Source organism: Burkholderia sp. Bp9140 (assembly GCF_003853425.1).
Classification (GTDB): Bacteria; Pseudomonadota; Gammaproteobacteria; order Burkholderiales; family Burkholderiaceae; genus Burkholderia.
On the sequence record NZ_QTPQ01000042.1, the window covers coordinates 42,294 to 61,768 of the forward strand.

Annotated in this window: 22 protein-coding genes; 6 read left to right on the forward strand and 16 right to left on the reverse strand. The window is 60.5% G+C overall.

The window, feature by feature from the left end; genetic code table 11:
* Positions 1-11 precede the first annotated feature (11 nt).
* Positions 12-674, forward strand: coding sequence for a hypothetical protein (locus DIE21_RS29475; RefSeq protein ID WP_124500977.1), 663 nt, complete (start codon positions 12-14; stop codon positions 672-674).
* A gap of 41 nt (positions 675-715) precedes the next feature.
* Entirely contained in the window at positions 716-937 is a 222-nt protein-coding gene (locus DIE21_RS37950; RefSeq protein WP_260426676.1) for an alpha/beta fold hydrolase, read from the forward strand.
* 282 nt (positions 938-1,219) lie between these two features.
* Here the strand turns inward: DIE21_RS37950 and DIE21_RS29485 are convergent, their stop codons facing one another.
* From DIE21_RS29485 to DIE21_RS29500, 4 genes are all read right to left on the reverse strand, one after another.
* Positions 1,220-1,666, reverse strand: coding sequence for a hypothetical protein (locus tag DIE21_RS29485; protein WP_124500978.1), 447 nt, complete (start codon positions 1,664-1,666; stop codon positions 1,220-1,222).
* Positions 1,667-2,039: 373 nt separating this feature from the next.
* Positions 2,040-2,651: a hypothetical protein gene (locus DIE21_RS29490; protein ID WP_124500979.1), complete on the reverse strand. Its 612-nt coding sequence runs from the start codon at positions 2,649-2,651 to the stop codon at positions 2,040-2,042.
* Positions 2,652-2,680: 29 nt separating this feature from the next.
* Positions 2,681-2,986 (reverse strand): RebB family R body protein, encoded by a 306-nt coding sequence (locus DIE21_RS29495; protein WP_124501010.1) that lies wholly within the window; start codon positions 2,984-2,986, stop codon positions 2,681-2,683.
* 106 nt (positions 2,987-3,092) lie between these two features.
* A complete protein-coding gene (locus tag DIE21_RS29500) occupies positions 3,093-3,650 on the reverse strand; it encodes an RNA polymerase sigma factor (RefSeq protein WP_124500980.1) in 558 nt (185 codons plus the stop codon).
* Positions 3,651-4,056: 406 nt separating this feature from the next.
* Here DIE21_RS29500 and DIE21_RS29505 point away from each other — a divergent pair, with 406 nt between their 5' ends.
* Positions 4,057-4,731, forward strand: coding sequence for a Crp/Fnr family transcriptional regulator (locus DIE21_RS29505; RefSeq protein WP_124500981.1), 675 nt, complete (start codon positions 4,057-4,059; stop codon positions 4,729-4,731).
* Positions 4,732-4,810: 79 nt separating this feature from the next.
* On the opposite strand, the gene DIE21_RS29510 is transcribed toward DIE21_RS29505, so the two are convergent.
* The 4 genes from DIE21_RS29510 to DIE21_RS29525 form a co-directional block, all read right to left on the reverse strand.
* On the reverse strand, positions 4,811-5,134 hold the full coding sequence (locus DIE21_RS29510; RefSeq protein ID WP_124500982.1) for a RebB family R body protein: 324 nt from the start codon (positions 5,132-5,134) through the stop codon (positions 4,811-4,813).
* A 203-nt stretch (positions 5,135-5,337) separates the two neighbouring features.
* The gene (locus DIE21_RS29515) at positions 5,338-5,706 is read right to left on the reverse strand and encodes a RebB family R body protein (RefSeq protein WP_124500983.1); all 369 of its coding nucleotides are present in this window, start codon (positions 5,704-5,706) and stop codon (positions 5,338-5,340) included.
* Between the two features lie 190 nt (positions 5,707-5,896).
* Complete coding sequence (locus tag DIE21_RS29520) at positions 5,897-6,232, reverse strand: RebB family R body protein (RefSeq protein ID WP_124500984.1); 336 nt, start codon at positions 6,230-6,232, stop codon at positions 5,897-5,899.
* An 81-nt stretch (positions 6,233-6,313) separates the two neighbouring features.
* Positions 6,314-6,946: a hypothetical protein gene (locus DIE21_RS29525; protein WP_124500985.1), complete on the reverse strand. Its 633-nt coding sequence runs from the start codon at positions 6,944-6,946 to the stop codon at positions 6,314-6,316.
* Between the two features lie 106 nt (positions 6,947-7,052).
* Between DIE21_RS29525 and DIE21_RS29530 the strand changes: the two genes are divergently transcribed.
* Positions 7,053-7,250 (forward strand): hypothetical protein, encoded by a 198-nt coding sequence (locus tag DIE21_RS29530; RefSeq protein ID WP_124500986.1) that lies wholly within the window; start codon positions 7,053-7,055, stop codon positions 7,248-7,250.
* Positions 7,251-7,789: 539 nt separating this feature from the next.
* Here the strand turns inward: DIE21_RS29530 and DIE21_RS29535 are convergent.
* From DIE21_RS29535 to DIE21_RS29555, 5 genes are read right to left on the reverse strand one after another with little or no spacing between them, the layout of a single operon-like run.
* The gene (locus DIE21_RS29535; protein WP_124500987.1) at positions 7,790-8,149 is read right to left on the reverse strand and encodes a hypothetical protein; all 360 of its coding nucleotides are present in this window, start codon (positions 8,147-8,149) and stop codon (positions 7,790-7,792) included.
* A gap of 31 nt (positions 8,150-8,180) precedes the next feature.
* Positions 8,181-8,672 (reverse strand): SMI1/KNR4 family protein, encoded by a 492-nt coding sequence (locus DIE21_RS29540; protein ID WP_124500988.1) that lies wholly within the window; start codon positions 8,670-8,672, stop codon positions 8,181-8,183.
* A 36-nt stretch (positions 8,673-8,708) separates the two neighbouring features.
* Positions 8,709-10,508, reverse strand: coding sequence for a PAAR-like domain-containing protein (locus tag DIE21_RS38180; protein WP_124500989.1), 1,800 nt, complete (start codon positions 10,506-10,508; stop codon positions 8,709-8,711).
* Complete coding sequence (locus tag DIE21_RS29550; RefSeq protein WP_124500990.1) at positions 10,501-11,844, reverse strand: DUF2169 domain-containing protein; 1,344 nt, start codon at positions 11,842-11,844, stop codon at positions 10,501-10,503. The genes DIE21_RS38180 and DIE21_RS29550 overlap by 8 nt, the downstream gene beginning before the upstream one ends.
* An 11-nt stretch (positions 11,845-11,855) precedes the next feature.
* On the reverse strand, positions 11,856-13,967 hold the full coding sequence (locus DIE21_RS29555) for a type VI secretion system Vgr family protein (RefSeq protein WP_124500991.1): 2,112 nt from the start codon (positions 13,965-13,967) through the stop codon (positions 11,856-11,858).
* A 142-nt stretch (positions 13,968-14,109) separates the two neighbouring features.
* On the opposite strand from DIE21_RS29555, the gene tssF (DIE21_RS29560) reads away from it, so the two are divergent.
* Positions 14,110-15,990, forward strand: coding sequence for a type VI secretion system baseplate subunit TssF (gene tssF, locus DIE21_RS29560; protein ID WP_124500992.1), 1,881 nt, complete (start codon positions 14,110-14,112; stop codon positions 15,988-15,990).
* 1 nt (position 15,991) lies between these two features.
* Here the strand turns inward: tssF (DIE21_RS29560) and DIE21_RS29565 are convergent, their stop codons facing one another.
* On the reverse strand, positions 15,992-16,564 hold the full coding sequence (locus DIE21_RS29565; RefSeq protein ID WP_124500993.1) for a hypothetical protein: 573 nt from the start codon (positions 16,562-16,564) through the stop codon (positions 15,992-15,994).
* Between the two features lie 21 nt (positions 16,565-16,585).
* Positions 16,586-16,963, reverse strand: a complete 378-nt coding sequence (locus DIE21_RS29570; RefSeq protein ID WP_041491136.1) for a DUF3592 domain-containing protein — start codon at positions 16,961-16,963, stop codon at positions 16,586-16,588.
* A gap of 398 nt (positions 16,964-17,361) precedes the next feature.
* Here DIE21_RS29570 and tssF (DIE21_RS29575) point away from each other — a divergent pair, with 398 nt between their 5' ends.
* Entirely contained in the window at positions 17,362-19,173 is a 1,812-nt protein-coding gene (gene tssF / locus DIE21_RS29575) for a type VI secretion system baseplate subunit TssF (protein ID WP_124500994.1), read from the forward strand.
* A gap of 50 nt (positions 19,174-19,223) precedes the next feature.
* On the opposite strand, the gene DIE21_RS29580 is transcribed toward tssF (DIE21_RS29575), so the two are convergent.
* Complete coding sequence (locus DIE21_RS29580; RefSeq protein WP_038789787.1) at positions 19,224-19,475, reverse strand: PAAR domain-containing protein; 252 nt, start codon at positions 19,473-19,475, stop codon at positions 19,224-19,226.

The following is a 19,475-nucleotide window of genomic DNA, read 5'->3' on the forward strand; positions in this document are numbered from 1 at the left end:
AGGAGAAATCGATGACGACGATTCACACTTCGGGCGGCGAATTCGAGTTCGCCGTGTATGCCCCTTACAACTCGAGCCCAGGCGAACCCGTTGGCGGGCGCATCAACGTGGGCGTCGATACGGCACTCTGGTTCCGCGCGGACCTGGACAGCGACAACGTGCGGCTGGTCCAACTGATCCGGCCGCAGGGACAATGGATCAACGAGCGCGAACGGGCACGCGCGGCGAACGGCTGGTCGCTCGATTCCAACAGTCTGTCGCCCTGGTACGGCACCAATGATCTGGGCGTGCCCCGGCCAATCCGCGATCTGACGCCGAACATCACGCCGCAGTTGCGTGACTGGATCAAGCAGAACGGCATCCAGACCTTGTCAGGCGCAGGCTCGAGGCGCGGCAAGGGCTACCAGCGGGCGTGGATCGTCGATACGCCCCGGCACATGGCAGCGCGCGTCGGCGAACTGGTGCAGGTCCGGCTCGTGACGATCGCGGTGGATGTGCAGCACAGCGCCTATCTGGGCGGCGTGGCGTGGGGCTTCAATCTGTCGGAGCCGGGCGTGGTCACCGTGGCGCCAGCGAAGCTCGCGTTCAAGGTGAATCCGGCGGGAGATTATCTGCAGGCGCTCGACAACTGGAACCAGCAGGCCGGCAACACGCCACTCGTGCTGCCAGCCTGAGCGAGACACCACGATTCGAGCGCGATCGCGGCAAGCCCAACGTGCTAATCGCCGTGCTGTCGGTCGATGCCGACGGGCTGAGGCCGGCGGCGGGCGGCCGGGCTCTGGCCGATGCGCTGCCGCGGGTGAGCCATAAGGTGCTGCGAGCCTGCGGCCATCCGTTGATGCTGGAGCGTCCGCGGGAAGTGGAGCGGGTGCTACTCACGCTGCTCGCCGAGCCTGGCTCGATGTCCTCGCGATACCGGGATTCGCGAAAACGATGAGGGCAATACGCGCGGCGAGCGCCTGAGAGCGCCAGTGGGCCTCGCGCAAACGTAACGCAAGCATTGCCGTAGCACCCAGTCCTGGCACCTGTCACATGACGGACCACTGCAATCGGCCGCGCCGAACTGGCACGAGGGTCATTCCGTCTCAGTGGGGGCACCGACGGTTTCCACACAGCCTCGGTCGGAAACAGCCGCTACGCAGCATCAACGACGATCACGCAAATGGTATGAGCCGGTGCCCCTTCGCGTGGCGGGCGCCGCTTCACCGTACCGCGCCTGCTACACGTCGGTCCACGCGCCGGCGCCCTGCTGATACTGGATCACGCCACTGTTGAACCGCACCCGCAGATTGCCGTCCGGCAACTGCACCCAGGTCGTCATATCGAGGCTCTGCATCAGTCCGACAAAGAAATCCCGCAGCTGCTGCGACTGGCTGGCCTGCCAGACGTCGATGCGCCCGAGGCATGCACGCAGGTTGCCGCTCGGCTGCATGATCGTGCCGACCTGTCCGGCCACGTTCGACGCCGGATCGTAGATCGGCGTACCGTCGCCGCTGACGATCGACAGATGGATCCCGCGCACTGACGCAGGCTGGCCCGGTGTCTGCTCGACGAGCGCGATGCAGCTCGTCATCGCGCCGAAATTGATTTCCGTCGCATCTCCCCAGATGCACTCGCCAACTGCCAGCGGCGCGGGACCCTGTACGTTCTGAATGATGTAGGGCATGAGTTCCTCACATGACTCGATGGGACTACCGGTAGCAGGGCCGCGACGTGTTCGGGAAAACGGACGTGCGTCGGTCCCGCCGCTCACACATCCCGCATCAGGCCTGGCGGCCCTGCGGGTCGTGTCGATTGATTCTTTGTCGCTGTGCACGCAAAAATCAATCGACCTGCGTTCACGGGCATGATTGCCCGGGACGTTCGGCATCGACGCGACAATGGACCCACCTGTCGGTGGCACCGTTATTTCTCCGCTCGTGCCCGAGAATCGGCGAGTTGGAAATCCGCACGTCGCTCACCTTCGCCTCGCGTCCCCAAGGACTTCCGTCGCCACCGGACGTGCAGCGGCGATGCGCCGCGGCGCCCGCGGGCGTGCACTACGCGCCCTTCTTGTCCAGCAGCGCCTGGTACTTCTGCAGGCTCTCGTCGATCTTGTCGAGCGCGACGCTCGCGGCCTCCCCTTCGATCGCTTCCGCGGCGCCCGCGACGATCGCCGCAGTCGCGACGAACAGGTCCGTCAACAGCAGGCCCATCGCATCCATCGCCATCCCGGGCACGTTCTCGTCGATGGTCTTCTGCGCCAGATCCTTCATCAGCACGCTCTTGCCCGCGATCGCCAGCGACGTCGACGCCTCGAAGTAGTTGGCCGCCGCCTGCGCGACCATGCCGCCCGCCTGCGTGATCAACATGTTCGGACCGACGGCGATCTGCGTCGTCGCGTAGGACGCCGCTTCCGCGTTGATCGCCTGCACGGTCTGCAGCGCGGAGCCGCCGCGCCCGGCCGCATCCGCGATCTGGTTCGGCGCCTTCAGCGCATCGGTGAGCCTGCGCAGCCGGTTGACCGGCCACGCGCGCGCGCCGACCTTCGGCGCTGCGGCGGCCGGCGCGACATCGGCCGGCGTCGCGGCTTCGGCTGCAGCGTCTTCGACATCGCGCGGCGTCTGCGGCGCGTCGTCGCCGCGCCCGCCCAACATGCCTTTCATGTTCATGGTTCAGGTATCCCGAGAGTCATCGCGTCCTAATGCGTGGAACCCGTCTGCGGCCCACCCGTCGCGGCATGCGGCACGCCTCCCGATGCGCCGCCGGACGTGCCCTTCGGTGATGCTTCGACGGACAGGATCATCGCCACCGCCTTCGACACGACGGCGTTCGAAATCTGGTTCAGCGCCGCCTGCTGCTGCGTCATGTTCTGTGCCGAGATGCCGACGGCCTGGCTGAACATCTGATAAAGCATGCCCAGCGCCTGTGCCGGCGATCCCGCCACGACGTTGACATTGGTCTGCGTCAACGCGTCGGTAACCTGCTCATTGACTTTGTCTGCCACGAGGCCTCCTCGGATCTCGGCTCCGGCATGCGATTGAAGGAACGGGCGGGCCATCGACGCCGCGTATGCCGTTAGGAACGCTGCGTCCCTGCGTTCGTGAACTCGCTCAAGCGAGTTCCGCGCGCAACTTCTTGCGCAGCAGCTCGACGCGCTTTCTGGCAAGCGGTTCGTTGATCCCGAGCATCGCCGCGATATGCGGATAGGGCTGGTCCTCCTCGAACTTCAGCGTGAATAGCACCTGCTGCTGCGGCGGAAGCATGGACAGCGCCTGTTCGAGACGCAGCAACTGCTGCCGCAGCAGTAGCTGCTGCTCCACCGACGGTGCATGGCCAGCCAGCTCGGCGGTGTGATCGTCGTCCCAGTTCGAGTCGAATTCGAGCATGCCGTTTTCGCGCTGACGGTGGCGCGCGCCAGAGAGGAACGCGTGGTTCAGCGCCAGAAAGAGAAAGCCGGCCAGGTTCCGAACGCGCTCGGGCGAACGCTGCAGGTAAATGTGAACCTTGAGTGCGGTATCCGAAAGCAGTTCGTCAGCACGGTGAATATCACCCTTGCACAAGAGGCGCGCCCGCCGTCGCAACTTCCCCTGCATTTCACGCCACGTGTGATCGAGCTGCTGCGCCTGTGACGCTGCCGGCGAGGCAGCGTGCTGGTTCGAGGTTGTCATCCCGTGCCCTCCTTTTTTATGGAAAGCACAGAATCGATTTGATCCTGAGAATGACGCTGTTACCCGCGTAACACCATTATCAAGATAATCGTTTTGGTCAATTTTCTTGATTATTATGAACGGAAATTATTGACTCCCGGGCGCAGCCCGTTCCGTCGTGTCAGGCGCTCCGTCGGGCGTAAATAACGGCATTTCCATGAAAAAAGAACGACTGCCGCCGCGATGAGTTCGCGCGCCCTCACGCCGCTATCCATATCGGTCGACCGAGCGTCCTTGCCGTCGAAGTGGCGTCACATCTGGACTGCTCGCCGATTATTTCGCTCTCTTCATTATTTTTTTCACGCAGTGCCAGAGGCAGCGTTTTCCGCTAGGTGGCCGCATCGTCAAACAACCTCGCACCGAAAACATGCCTGCCCTTGCTAACGCCCAAACGCTGCGCAACATACCGATACTCACGGATCTCCCGGAAAGCCTGCTCGCTCACATCGAGCGGCATGTCACGCACTGGCCCGAACTCGGCAACCGCATGTTGTTCTTCAAGGGCGATCCGGAAGAGTTCGTCGCCTTCGTGCACCGTGGCCGCGTCTACAAGACACTGCACGAACCCGGCGGACGCGAAATCATTCTCGGCCACTCGATGCCGGGCGAACTGATCGGCGAAAGCACGCTACTTCGCGCACACCGGCGCAGCTTCACCGCTCAGTTGAGCCCCGACTGCCGCATTTCGCTGCTGCATCGCCAGTACTTCGCACCGCTGCGGGCCAACGCGGATTTCATGGAGCGCATCTACGAGCAACTGTGCCTGCACATCCATCAGCTCAGCGACTTCGCCGAGTCGGCGTGCCTGTACCGTCTCGAAGCAAGGCTCGCGCGCCATCTGCTGAACCGCATGCAAGGGAACGATCTCGAGGTGCCGCTGCCGGAGAGTCAGAGCATCCTGGCCGCGATGCTCAACGTCAGCCGTCCGCGACTGAACGGCACCCTGCAGAAGATGCAGCGCGACGGGCTGATCCGGCTTCACGAACACGGCGTGACGATCGAGCAACCGGAGCGGCTCCGGTACATCGCCGACGCAAATTGATGCCTCGGCACGCACGTGTGTCGTGCGGCGCCGCAGCGCCGGGAGGTTGCGCGCCGGGTTGCGCGGCGCGCGGTGAAGGTCAGCCGCGCCAGTGGCCGATGGCGTTCATCAACTGCGCGACGGCAGCCAGTTGCGACACAAAGCTGTCGTTCGCCGATCGCGCCGCGGTGGCCACCGCCACCGGCGAGCCGGCATAGAGCTGCATGATGCCGACGGTCGTGGCGGCGAGGTTGGATGCCGCCTGATTCGCCTGCATCTGCACCGCGTTGTGAAGCAGGATCGCGGACGCATGGCTGTTCGACTGCATGAGTGTGCCCAGGGCCACGGAGGGCGCTTCACCCACCACCTTGACGTTGGCTTGCGTGACCGCATCGGCAATCGCGGCGGAGGCCTGTTCCGGCATGTCGTTACTCCTGTTTTGCTCGCCGCCGCGACGCAGTCGGCGCGGTCACGGCGAAAGCATGAGTGGGTCGGTCGGCGAAGCGCGCCGCGCGACCGGCGATGCGACGCGGGCGCCCGCCGTCGCGGGTGTCGGCACGACATCGGGCGCCGAGCGGCCGCCACCGTGACCGGGGCCGCCGCCCGGCGCCGACTCCGGGTTACGCGTCAGGCGAGCGCCTTGCCGATCGCGAGCACGTCAGCCAGCACGGAGAGCACGCCGTTCGAGCCGATTTCCGTGGCGGCCGCGCCCGCGCTTGCCGGTCCGAGCGTGTAGAGCTGCATCGTCCCCACGTTCGTCGAGGTCGGCAGCTGCACCGCGGACTGCGACTGCTGCTGCACGGCGTTCTCGAACAACACGCTGAGCGAATGGCTCTGGGCCTGGTACAGCGAGCCCGTCGCCATCGCGGGCGCTTCGCCCACCACCTTGACGTTGGTCTGCGTGACCGCGTCCGTGATCGCGGCATTGACCGCGCAGGTCTTGCAGTCGCAGGGGTCCTTCGAATCGTCGGCGGTCGCATTTGCGTCGTTTGCCATCGTATTTCTCCTGATTTGCGAACGGGCGCCGCATCGAATCGGCTCGGCCCGTTCTGTCGGTTGCTCCGGAACGCCGCGCGGCACCGCTGCTCAGGTACCGGCGGCCGTGCTGCGGATCCGCGGCGCGGCGGGCGTATTGGCGGCTCGTGCCGCTTGCGCCGCCGCTCGACCACGGCATTGCGACGGCGCCTTAGGTGCCCTTCACCGCCTTCCCGATCGCGATCACGTCGGCCAGCAGCGCGATGATCCCGTTCGCGCCGATTTCCGTGGCGGCCGCGCCCGCGCTTTCCGGCCCGATCGTGTAGAGCTGCATCGTCCCCACGTTCGTCGACGTCTGCGACTGGATCGCGGCCTGCGACTGCTGCTGCACCGCGTTCTCGAACAGGATGCTGAGCGAATGGCTCTGGGCCTGGTACAGCGAGCCCATCGCCATTGCCGGCGCTTCGGCGACCACCTTGACGTTGACCTGCGTGACCGCATCGGTAATCGCGGGATTGACCTGGCACACCTGACACGAATGAGTCATTTGCTGCTCCTTGGTTCACGTAGTTGAGAGGTCGCACATCGGGGCCGGCCGTTTTTCGCGTTCAGCCGCATGACCCGCGTGCTACTGCATGGACGCTGGGCCCGGGGTGTCGTGAACGACCGCGGCGGCGGCATCCGGCGCCGTCGATTCGGACAGTTCGGTCGAACAGGCGCCGAGGCTTTGCAGCCGGTCGTATATCGCATCGAGCCGTGCGGCAAGCGAGTCGACGTATTGCCGGAAGCATGCTTCGATTTCCTGACGGATGAGACTCGTCAGCTGTTCACCGATCATCGCCAGCGCCTGACGGGTGCTGTCCTGGATGTCGGCCTCGCCGGATGCCTGAGCGTCGTCCGCAGACTCGTGCGCATCGAGCACCCCGGACACCTTCCGCTGTTCCGACGCCAGCATGCCGAGCGTCGTCTCGTTCTGCGCGTCGATTGTCTGCAGGATGCCGCGCATCTTCTCGTATGCCTTCTGCTGATTGAGCTGCAGGAAATGCTTGATTTGCTCGCGCGCCTCCTGCCGGGTTTTCAACTGCAATGGCGGGTTCGTGGCGTGCGCCTGGGCGGCCGTGCCTGGAGCAGGCGCCGGGTGGTCGGCATGCCTGCTCGGCAGCCGCTCCAGCAGCGCCTGTTCTTCACCCGGCGCGAGGGGCCGTCCCAACCGCTTCTCTGCGAACTGTCGCAGTAGCGGGTCAAGTGCTTCGTTGCTCATGGCTCACACCTCCTCGATGTCCGCCCGCGACGCCAGGGCGTGCGGATCGGGTTCGGACAGAAGCGGCACCGACGTGCCTGCGTCGGAGTACTGCAACGGATATCGCATGATGTTCTCCCGGCAATGGATGCGCGACGGCCTTGCCGGAAATTCGGCAGGACCGCTGCAGGGACGAACCATGTGGAGGGTCTGTGAAATCAGTGGTCGCCGCGCGCCGGCTGCAGGTGTCGGATATCCGCCGTCGCAAGCGTCAGAACTGCGCGTGGAACCGTTCATCGATACGTCGGCCGAGCGTCCGGCCTGATGGCTCCTCGACAACCTGCCCGACGAAGGGATTCGCGCGTCGCCCGCGCGCGAGCGGCGAAGATCGATTCCCGGGGCGCGTGTGGGTGCGTTCGCGTACTTCGGGCGCGGATTGGCCCGCACACCCATGCCGCTGGCCGATCACTTGCAGGAAGCACCCGGCGCGCCTGTAATCGCTTTCGCTCGACGAACCCGAACGCCGTGGCGATGCCCGAGCGAATACTGACGCCCGCCTCATCCAGCACATGTCGGCGGCGGACGCGCAGCGGCAGTTGCTGCTCACGTGCAATAAGCTGTTGCCGGACTACGGTGCGGACTTCCGCTGCGAATCGAAAGGAAGACTATCGAGACCAGCGCCAGAGGGATGACATGAAAATCAACAATGCGATGTATGCTGAAATGCGGAACGGTGGAGACTCGTGTACCGGACCGCCGGACGTCTGGCTCCTCAGATTCCACATTTATTGCCGCGGCTCTTGAAGGCTGGCTTTGCTCCCTCGAAGATATTCACTACCTTTCAAAGAACCTCGGGGTTTTCATTTAGACATATATAAATTCAACCAAATCACTATCCGGATTAAAATCCACCCTCATAAAGGCCTTCGCGTCGTAAAACCAACGATCGATACCGTCATGAACAGGCCACAACCTATCTGGCTTCCCCAAAACACGAATGACCTCATCTTTCGCGTAACCGATCCCGACTCCACGAACATCACCCGAAAACGGGCTCCTGATACGAACAGAATACACCTTTCCATTCTCGGAAAAAGCCGTTATCGCGCCGTCAGCCCGCTCAATCACATTTACCGTTTTCGCCCCGATCTTCTTGGGTTGCGGGGAGGCATTGAGTAGCGATGCCGCAGCAGCCTCCGTTTCACCAGACAGAGGATAATCCATCTTCATTCCTTAAAAATCACAATCCAAGCCATCAAGCCAAATCTTTATCTTTCAATGCATCCAGAAATTCCGAGAATGAATCAAACAGTAGCGTTATGTTATCGAAGCTGCCTAATGTTGGATCTTCCGCAGGCTCCGCACCCTCATGATTCCAAAAATATACCTTCCCATTGCGATCCGGATTTCGATCGCAATCCAACAGGTACAAGTTTCCGCCCGGATCATCAGCTATAGGCACGAAGCCAACCGGAATATATTCGTCCAGATTTTCCATCTGCGTAGGAATATGCCGATTCTTGCTGGGCGAAAGAGTTGAAAAATAGGAAACCAACAACGGACCCAACGGGGTGTCCTGAAGATAGCCTTCATTGAAGCAACCGCCGTTGTACTGTTGCAAGAAAGCCTTATAGGCTGCTGGACACATCAGCTCGTGCGACGAAAAAAACTCATCAATCGCATCGTCGGCAGCACCGTCGTACCGCACTGACGAATGGCTATGTGTTGAATACGTCAACGCTCTCATGTGCTTTCACCATCAAATATCCAGTTCTGCGGATCCCTACCCGCCACCACCGACGGACACACCGCCAGCATGAGGGAAACCACCTTCGGCAACATTGTGAATCGATTGTGGTACTAACTGCATTGTCTTGCCGTCTTCCACATGGTGCCACGTAAATCCATCGGGCGGATCGCTTCCTGTCAGTCCGATCTTCTCGTTGGCCTTTCTGAAGTCGCTCGTATGGTTAAACTGCATATCGTCGATCTTGACCGACTCGGTAGCGTGCGGTGAGAAATCGGGGAATCCTTCCTTGTTGTAAGTGACCTGCACGCCATCCTTGCGGATGTATGTGACCGATCCATCTTCGTGGGTGACAATTTTCCCGCCCTTCTTGACCCAGCTATTCCAGTTTGGCGGGTACTTCCAGGCTCCTCCTGAAGGCTTGACTCGAATCCCATCTCCAGAAATATCCGCCAACGCGTCGAATTCGCTCTTGTGGACAACCGGAGCGTTGGTCCCCGCCGCGTCACCCGCCGCCTTCGTACCTGCAGTCGTCGCATCGTCGCCAACGGCTCCTCGACCCAATTGCGACTCACCCGCGGTATCCGCAGCCTTTGCAGCGTTCGCGGCTTCTCCCGTTCGACCTGCTGCGCTTGTCGCTTCAGCCGTCTCCCCCATCTTGCCAGCGACAGTCGTGGCGTCGCCGACTTTTCCAGCCACACTCGCTGTCTCTCCAATCTTACCGCCAACGTTAGCCGCCTCTCCGACCTTGCCAGCCACATTCGCCGCTTCGCCAGCCTTGCCGGCTACGCCGACACCACCGACAAACAAACCGCCGATGTCGACCGCGCCGCGCCCCAGCGCCTCGCCATAGTTGCCCTGGCTCCACGCCTCCATATACGGCTTGGTGATGCCATCAACAATCGCCCCAGGATGATCGTAGATTGCCTGCGCCGTCTTTCCGGCAGAATCGACGGTCTGGGAGTATCCATGATAGTCATATAGCCCCGTCAGGTCGGACAAGCCTTCGGCAGCCTGCGACACTGGCGACAACTTGGCCGCTCCGACTGCCAGTCCACCCAAACCCTTCGCCATATCCCACACCGCGCCGCCGGCCCCTTTGAAGAACCCACCGACTTGATGCATCACACCCTTGTCGGGTGGCGGATTGGCGTCCCCCACGACGTTTCCGTTCGCATCAACCGAACTTCCCGGCGCAGGTGCCGTCACGTAGGTTCCCGTACAGTTGCCGGAGTTCATCGTGCAGGGGTCGCCATCCCGTATCACGGGATGGCCGCCCGCTCGAACTGTCGTGCTGCCTCGCGTTGGCTTGGTCTCGCCTCCCACCGTGCCGGAACCGACACCAGTGGCCGAACCCGCCTCGTCACCCGTGCACGTCGGGACCACGCTCTGATCGAGCACGTAAGCCGGCTTACCGTTGAATCTCACGGTCGGCACGATGCCGGCTGAGCCACTCAGATCCGAAACGATCTGATAGGGCACCGGTGGCGTCGAACTGCCCATCGGCGTCTTGCAAACGTCGGGCGTGCTACTCACCGCTTTGAAACTGCCATCCTGTCTCGATGCAATCCGGTTTCCCGTTGAGAAATGATCGGACGGCTGTGCCTTTTCCTCCGGCTTGTAGACGCCGGTCTCGAAGCGCCTCTGAACCGACTTCGCCGCCTCGTCAAATATGTCTCGCAGGTCAGGACGATCGCTCCACGGGTTCTGTGTATTCCATAGCGAATCCAGATTGTTCACTGCGTCGCGGGCCTGCTCGACACTCTGGATGTTGAAGTGCTCACGGAAAACGTCACCAGCGTCCCCAGTGACCGTAATTTCCAGCGGCTCAGCCATGTTGCGCCCCCGCCCGTCCGATCGAGTCTTCCGTCGAACGCGCAACAATGCGCTCCATGTCAGTCCGGTCGACGAACCTTGCTTCAAAGCGCTGCGCGCGCACCGATTTCATCAGCGTTGCGCGCCAAATCATTGTCACCTCCGGCTTTGACACGTCCGAAAGATCCACTGACAGCGTATCGAGTAGAAGCGGTGCGAACTTTAGCGAATGCTCGGTATATATCCACCCCATCGACAAATGGCCTGGCAAAGTCATACGCATGACCGTGTTGCCCTGTTCGTCTGGCTTCGAGCCCGGGGTACCGGCAGGAACAAGATTCTTCAGCACGAGTGTCTCATTGCCCATGAGATGCTGCACCTGCATCGCCGAATGCGCGCCGTTCCAGTAGCCGAACTGAAAATCTTCGGGCAAGCCCGGATGACGCGCTTCGAGCCACCGATCGTCGTAGGTACCGGCAAGCCCCCGCCTTGAGCGCCACGCTTTACCAACAATGCCGAAACCGACGGGTTGCAACAATGGCGATGCCTGACCATTCGAGGCATCAAGCCACACCTGTACGGAAACGGGTTCGCCACTGGGTTCGATCTGCGGCGCTGCTACCTTCTCTGGCCTGACCGCCTTCATATACCAGGACTCCGCAAACCCTAGACCGATCGGATTGTCTTCGCAAATCGTATGCGCGATCGGAACACGCTCTTGATCCGGATGTGCGGCCCGCTGCGTGTCATCAAGGCGAGATGCGTTCGGCACACGTTTCTCGGCCGGATTCCCCGCATCGACTCGACATTGCCCTCCCCACGCGAACTCGTAGCGAATAGGTAACTGCGTGATGGGCTCCGCCACCGTCAGTTCCCAATCCAGGGGGCGCACTATCCCGAGCGTACCGACCTTCACAAGTCGATTCATGCATCTAACAAGTAGCGACCGCCGAGCAAAGTATCTTCGGCCGTGTACCGATAGTCTGCGATCGAGCAACACTTTCGTCGTCAGCACGCCCGCATCTTCACTGGATCGAACAGGCGCGGACACAATCTGGACGCCAACCATGAAGCGCGACAACGGTCGACCCTGCGGTGCATAGGCCGCCCCGTTGATCAGAACGTCGCAAGACGGTTTATACGGAGCGAGGTCGCTTTCCTCTGCCACGCTGGACTGATTCACCTCACCGTGGAAACGATCGGACGTTGCGAGAGGTTTCTGAGTTTGCGCCAGTATCAGCGAACCGTTTCGCAGTTCGAAGGTCTGCCGCAAGACGACTGTATGGAACGACGCGCCATCCGGCGTAAACGACTCGAACGCTAGCGCGGGGAAAGGCGTGTAATTGGAGAATTCCATCGCTCCCCCTGTCAGTTGACGTCAACGTCCTTACCGTTGATCTGTACTGGCCCGGAGCCCTCAATCAGCAACTGCGTTCCGCGCAACGTGATGTGCCCGTTGCTCTCCATAATGAGAACGGCGCTACCCGTCTTAAGCTCGATTCGGTCGCCGGCCGTGATCGTGTAGGTTTTCCCGACCATCGTGGTTTTCGACAGGCCAACCTCTTCGGCACTCGCAAGGCCGGCGGCCGTATTGATCGCGCCGGCAACCGTGACCGTATATGCACCACCGACCGTCAAGGCTTTTGCGAGCCCGACCGTTTCTGTGGACGTCAATGCGATCAAGAGGTTTTCCATCCCTTGGATTGTTTCGTTCCGATTGCCGCCGACCGTCAGCGTTTCGTTATTGCCTACGGTTTCCGTTCGATCCACGCCGATGTGAATGGTCTCGTTGTTGTCGACTGTTTCGGTCCGATCGTGCTTCACGTGCACCGTCTCATCGTGATCGATATTCTTGCTGCGATCGTTGCCAACCCAGTGCGACTCGTCGTGCTCGACCTCGATGCGCTGATCCTTCTCGGCATGCAGCCACACCTCTTCGGCACCTTTCCTGTCCTCGAAGCGGATCGCGTTGGCGGTGTTGACGTTACCGGTCTTGGTTGAGCGCGTCAGAATCCCGCTCTGTGTCGCGTTGGCCGGAAGTTCCCAAGGCGGCATGTTCTGCGAGTTGTAGACGCGCGAGGTCACCAGGGGACGGTCTGGATTTCCGTCAAGAAAACTCACGACCACTTCGTCGCCGATTCGCGGAATCTGGACCATCCCGAATCCGCTACCCGCCCACGGCTGGCTCACACGCACCCAGCATGAGCTGCCTTGATCGCGCTTGCCCAGACGATCCCAATGAAACTGGACCTTCACGCGTCCGAGACTATCGGTATAAATCTCCTCGCCCTTCGGGCCGACGACAATCGCCGTCTGCGGCCCGACGATCGTCGGACGCTCGCCCTCGAACGTGGGACGATAAGGAATTTTCTTGCGAATGCAGGTGAAGCTGCACGAGTACGCCGAGCTTCCCTCGCCAGGTTGATAGTTGTTCGTGCCGGTGTGCGAGACAGTCAGCAACAGAAACTGCCGATCTTCCTGTTTGGTACTCGCATGATCGTAGTGGTCGTCCAGCTCGAAGTATCGGCACGGCATCATCCGCCGGCTGGTCGTCGTTCCGACGAACGTCTTGCTGTGCGCGGCGAGCGCTTCTGTCCGGAAACGCGTGAGTTCTTCACCTCGATCGCTATCCGCAAAGCCATGTTCGCCCAGGTAGTCATAGATCTCGTACGACGGCACTTCGCCCTGGTTGACTTCAGTTCCGCCTGAAACGAATCGTCGCGCCTGGGGAATCTTGTAGTCGAAGGTCTTCAGTCCGACCGTGCTGGGTGCAAGATGACGTTGGGCCTGAAACGACGTGACGACGGCCAGATTATCGAGCGGCTCGTCCTGGTTGTACTGTAATGACGGACTACGCCCGTCGATCGGCTTGGCCGTCACCGAGTGATCCGCGATGATCAGCTTGTGCCCATCCTTCGCATGCTCGAAGTAGTAGAAGAGGCCATCCTCTCGCATCAGCCGTTCGACGAAGGCAAGATCCGTCTCGCGGTACTGGGTGCAATAGCTGCGGTTCTTCGTTCCCTTCGACAGGCGGAACTCGAACGACGCGAGCTTTCCATACTCCTGGAACACCCGCGTGAGGATCGCCTCAGTGTTCTCTTCCTGGAAGATCCGGATGTCCTGTCGACGAGAGAGCATCCAGAGCCACGGCAGAATCGTGGCGCTATAGATGGCGAAACCACCATCCGTATCGAGATGCGAGAACGCTGCAACATATCCGTGGAAATAGCGCTCTTCGGAACTGGCGAGCGCATCGGTCAACTGCAAGGTAATCGTAACCGGCTGACCGATCAGCTTTTTCAGTTCGATGTTCTTGTCTTGAGACGCAAGTCGAACGTGGGTCTCGAAATTCTGGGATAACCCCTCGGTACAATGGAAATCGACAAGCACCAGATCCGATCGCCCTTTCAGCGGCGTTTGGATCGTAAACAGGCGATTGCTCTGGAGCTGGAAGAAGCTCGCAATTTCTGACATTTGCATTTGTAGCCTCGGAATCTCTCAGCGGAGGGGGCAGCTTTTTGTCGGCCGAGCCATTCTAATATGGCTGCACGGCGATTGAACCAGATCTCGACTCGAGAAAAACAGGGCCTGAATATTATGGATTATTGAACATTCATAGCAAATGGACCATCTGCTGTCACATTACGAACACGAAGTTGGGATGCTGGTCCGCCATCTTGCGGAATTTTCCCGGCGCTTTCCCAAGATCGCGGCACGCCTGGGCATTGCCGGCGCCCACGTGGAGGACCTGCATGTCGATCGAATCATGCAGTCGTTCGCACTGCTGGCTGCACGCATTGACGCGAAACTCGACGACGACTATCCGCAATTCACCGAAGCCCTTCTCGAAGTCGCCTATCCGCAGTACCTGCGTACCATTCCGTCATGTGCGCTCGCCTCGTTCGATCCGGCGATAATGTTTGGCCAGCTAACCGAGCCGATGACTATCGCACGCGGCACGATGCTTGACGCCAACGCGGCGCCCTGTCGATTTCGTACCGTGTACGACGTCACGTTGTCGCCGTTGCGCGTACATTCGGCGCGTTATTCGCCGGCTACGCTCGCGCCCGCATCGGCACGCATCCCGGCGGAGGTGACGGGCATCATTTCGATCAGCTTTGCGAGCGAAGCGGCATCCCAGATCTTCGACGAGGCGATCCCGTCCGGCCCTATTCGCGTACATCTGGCAGGAGACAGGTCATTGGTCGTCGCACTGACCGACGCACTCCTGCTTCGGGCGTCGAGCGCCTATGTGGAAGCGGACGACAGCAGGCACTGGATCAGCTTGTCGAAAGTCCCGATCGAAGCAATTGGCTTTGGTGATGACGAGCATCTATTGCCCGACGAAGAGCCAACCGATTCACAGTCTTTCCGGAGTCTGATTGAGTATTTCGCCTATCCGGAAAAATTCGATTTCGTCGACATCGACCTGGGTCGAATCCGCCGCGCTGCACGCGCCGCCGGGGCGCGGCGCCTGACGCTCCACGTTGCCGTGCAAGGTACGCCCAACGATTCTGCCGCTGCTCAGATTCTGGCAACGCTAGGCACAAGCGCGTTCCGGCTGTTCTGTACACCAGTCGTCAATCTGTTCGAGCGCGCGGCAACCCCGATCCAGCTCACGAGCAGCGATGCGGCCTATCCCATCGTCCCGATTCCGTTGGCGACTGGAGTCCCCCTCAGCGTCTATTCGATCAAAGGCGTGTACCTGGGCGATCGTACGGAATGGGAGAAGGACAAGGTGCCTGGTGTCGCGCACCCGACCTCCAGAATTCGAGTATTGCCGTATCGGGCGTTTAGTCACACTCAGTCCCCGGAGGCTTCCACCGTGTACTGGGTCGCCTGCCGAGATCCAGAAGCTGCGCCAAGCGCCGCGTTTACAACACCGTTACTGACATTGTTGAATTTAAACGGTCATCCTGCGAATCCGCGACATCCACAGGTCGACGTCGACGTGCTGGCAACAAACGGCGAACTGCCATCGCGCTTGCCGATCGGCGCGCCAGATAGCGATCTTCTGTACGAAGGCTCCGCGCTCACCTGCCCCATTACCCTGTTTTCACGGCCAACCTTGCCGGCATCCCTGCCGCGTGGACACGGAGCGCTATGGCGCGTCCTGTCGGCCCTGGCACCTCACCCGCTCGATTTGACGCGATCCGGATTGCCGGCCTTGAAGGACTTTCTCCGTCAACATGCCCCGCGATCCAGCGTCGCGGCTCAGCGTTGTATCGATGCGATCGTAGACCTCAGCTACAAACCGGCGATCAGGTGGATGTCTCTCGACAACCAGTTCCCGTCATTTGTTCGTGGCGTGGAAATCCTGCTTTCGTTCTCGGAGGCTGCGACACGAAATGTTAGCCTGCATCGGTTCTCGGCCATCATGGACCCGTTCTTCGGCCCCTACGCTCACTCCAACAGCTACATTCAACTCGTCATTCTGTCGGCCGAGACCGGCAAAGAGCTTTTGCGATGCACGCCACGCCCCGGGACGCGATCGCTGGTTTAGTTCAGTGAACATATCCAGCAAGAATCCCGACACTGCCTCCGGCCTGGAAACCCACAGTCTGCCCGCGCATGAACAATACAGCCGGCGCCTCGGAAATTGCGCGCGTGAGCAACCAGCTGAAACCAGGGTTTGATAGACCGGTTGCCATCAATGCGGGGTTCATGCCAAGCAACATCGCATCACCTGCCCAACCGTAAAGCGCCGACAGCGACCCGTCGACATAAATCGTTCCACCCTGAAAATCCGATCGCGACAACTCTGTACCGCGAAACGCGCTCGTCATGTAGATGCTGCCGTAACTCGGGAAGTCCAACGTGGAACCCGCCGCCCCGACGCTGCGGCCCCGGATCGGCGGCAACTTGATTTCCGGTATCGAGAATTTCGGCAATTTGATTTTCGGGATCTTCAGGCCTGCGCCGATTCCGATGCCGACGCCACCGTAATAGAAGCTCTGATCGTGCTTCTCAGGGTCAGTCAGCACGATCGTGCCACCGGTTGCCGTCACGATCTCGACACTCAGGCCACCACCTGCCCCGGTGTTATAGGTCCACTTGCTCAGCCTCAAGAATGACATGCCCGCGCCCCAGTGATCCGGCTATTGTCGTGACGGAAGGTTGATCAGCCCACAAACGATGAAGCCCAATCCGAAGACAGCGAAAAAGACCACATTCCCCCAGATCGCATCGAATCGATCGATTCTCGCAGTCGGAATCGGATTCTCGGCGAGATAACGCACCTGCGGTCGATCGCCGACAGCCATTTTCGACACGATCCCGCCCTGCGGATACGAGACGTGTTCGCCGGCCTTCGTCACAAACTCGATCTCTGGGTGATACCCGCCCGCGTTCAACTTCACCACTTCGCCGGGCACCATGATCGACGTCCGCATGAATTCACGCGTCAGCTGAACGTTTATCGCCGCTGCGATCAAAAAGCCGACTCCAATCACGACAAAGGCTACGGCCTTGTACATAAATGTGCTCGCTCGTTCGTTCGTCAAATGGCAGTCGGAATCATACACAACGCGGCCCCGCACATCGAACTACCTTGCGACATCCCGCCCCTAAAAGGACTAGAACGTAAGTTTGTCGAACGTACGATCGTCGGCCAGTCAAAAGTGACCTTGTGCAGCGACGATTGTGGGCCGTGGGGGCTGCATCTTGAAATGGTCCGAAGAAGTCAGGCAGGTCAAAGCCGTTTCGGGTTCGCTGATCGTGGAATTGGGCCTCCCCGAGTCGATCGACGAGCTTTTTCCGTCAAGCGGTTATCATAGCAACGTCAGACGTTTAGCGTGCCCGACACCATTCAGCGCAACCGAAACAGGCGGCGAATATATCGGTTCGCCGCCTTGCCGGTTCATCACTTCACGCAATGGATCAACTGCTTCCGCACTACGAACGAGAACTTGCGCTACTGCGCCAATCGATTGGAACCTTCGCGACACGCTATCCCAAAATTGCTGTTCGCCTGGGGATTTCCGGCGACCATTCCGAAGATCCCCATATCGAACGGATGTTGCAATCGTTCGCCCTCCTCGCCGCAGATATAGGCAGTCGGCTTGAAGATAACTATCCGGAATTCGCCGAAGCCCTCCTCGGCATGCTGTATCCCCAGTATCTTCGAACGGTTCCTGCGTGCGCAATCGCCCAGTTCGATGTCTCAGACATGTTCGAAAAGCTCACTGAGCCATCGCTCATTGCCCGCGGCACAGAGCTGGCGAGCAAAACGGAAGACTGCCTCTTCCGAACCGTATATGACGTAACGTTAGCTCCCGTGCGAATTTCGGCTGCGCGCTACGCCCCGGCGACTGCAGTTCCCTCCGACGTCGTCCTGCCCGCCGGCACAACCGGCCTGCTCTCCATCACCTTTGCGGTTGCACGCCCCGACTTTCGCATCGAAGCCGTTCCCGGCCCGTTGCGCGTCCATGTCAACGGCCCCTGCGAAGTCGTCGGCGCGGCAATGGATACGATGACGATGCGCACGGCAGCCGCCTTCGTCGAAAACGCCGAACGTCGCTGGTCAATGCTGACCACACCACCGCTCGCCGCCGCCGGCTACGATGAGGCCGAGAAGCTGCTCGACGAAGACGACGGGCCTCCGGCCCTGCGGCTACTGAGCGAATATTTTGCGTTTCCGAAGAAGTTCGATTTTGTTGACGTCGACCTCGCCGCGCTCGCGCATACGGCGGGCTCCAGCCAGCAACTTACCTTGCATCTCGCCATTTGCGGCGTTCATCCAGATTCGAGGACGGCACAGCGACTAAAAAATCTGTCGGCGAACAATCTGAAGCTCAATTGCACGCCGATCGTCAACCTGTTCCGGCTTACGTCGCTGCCACTCAAGCGGAATCCGATCACGAACACGTACCCCGTGCACCCCCAGAATACGGACGCTGCGGGTGTCGAAGTTTGGTCTGTCGAGTCGGTCCGTGCCACTACAGGCAGTTCCAGAGCGAACATCATTCGTCCGTTCGCGTCGCTCATGCACGGCAGTTCCGCCAAACCGGCCGGCCCCTATTGGGTTCTCATGCACCATAACGCGGCCTCGCCATCGGGAAAGAAGGAAACCGCGCTCAGCTTGGTCGAACTCGACGGCCGACCGGCAACCGACACCGTAATCGAACAGATAACGGCAGACGTCACTTGCTCGAATGGCAATTTTCCACGCACGATGCGGGCCGGCGCCGAGGATGGAGATCTGGTAAACGAGCAGGGAGCGATGGTTTCACGCATCGTGATGCTGGATGCACCGACGGAAGTCGCGCGATTGTCGAGCGAAGGCGATGCGGCTTGGCGGCTCATCACGCAGTTCGCCCCGCACTCGTTCGAATTGACGCGCGCCGGACTCTCAGAACTGAAACGCCTGTTCCGCCAATTCGTCGCTCATTCCGCGGGACATGCAAACCAACTCGACGGACTGGCGAACCTAGGCCATCGCGTCAAACAGCTCTGGCTGCCGGGAGAACCAATGCCGAGTTTTGTGCGGGGCCTGGAAGTAACGTTGACGGTCGATGAACAGGCATTCGCTGCGGCCAGCCTGAGCACCTTCATCGTCGTCATGGATCACTTCTTCGCCGTGCATGCGCCAGTGACGAGTTTTGTCCAACTTGTCGTGATGTCGGCCAACACAGGCGCGGAAATTCGACGTTGCACGCCGCGGCCAGGCACAATCATGCTCGCCTGATCTCCTGCCTCCAAACCGCGAAGATCAAGTCACTCTGTAGCGCGTGCCGATCAGGTAAGGCTCGAAATCAGGTGACAACCGCAGGTCGCCCGGTGACCGTGCCGAGCAATCGGAACACCGTTATCTGTCATCGATTCATCGCCCTCTTCGATCAAATTCGGTTTGACGTCTGGATGTTGGGGACAAGTTACCTCGTCCCCCTTGCGAGCAACGAAACGACCGTCGAAGCGCATCGTCGACGAACCCGTGATCACCTTGCCGCCGTGGTCGGTATCATCGCCGACACGGATGAGATTCATCAT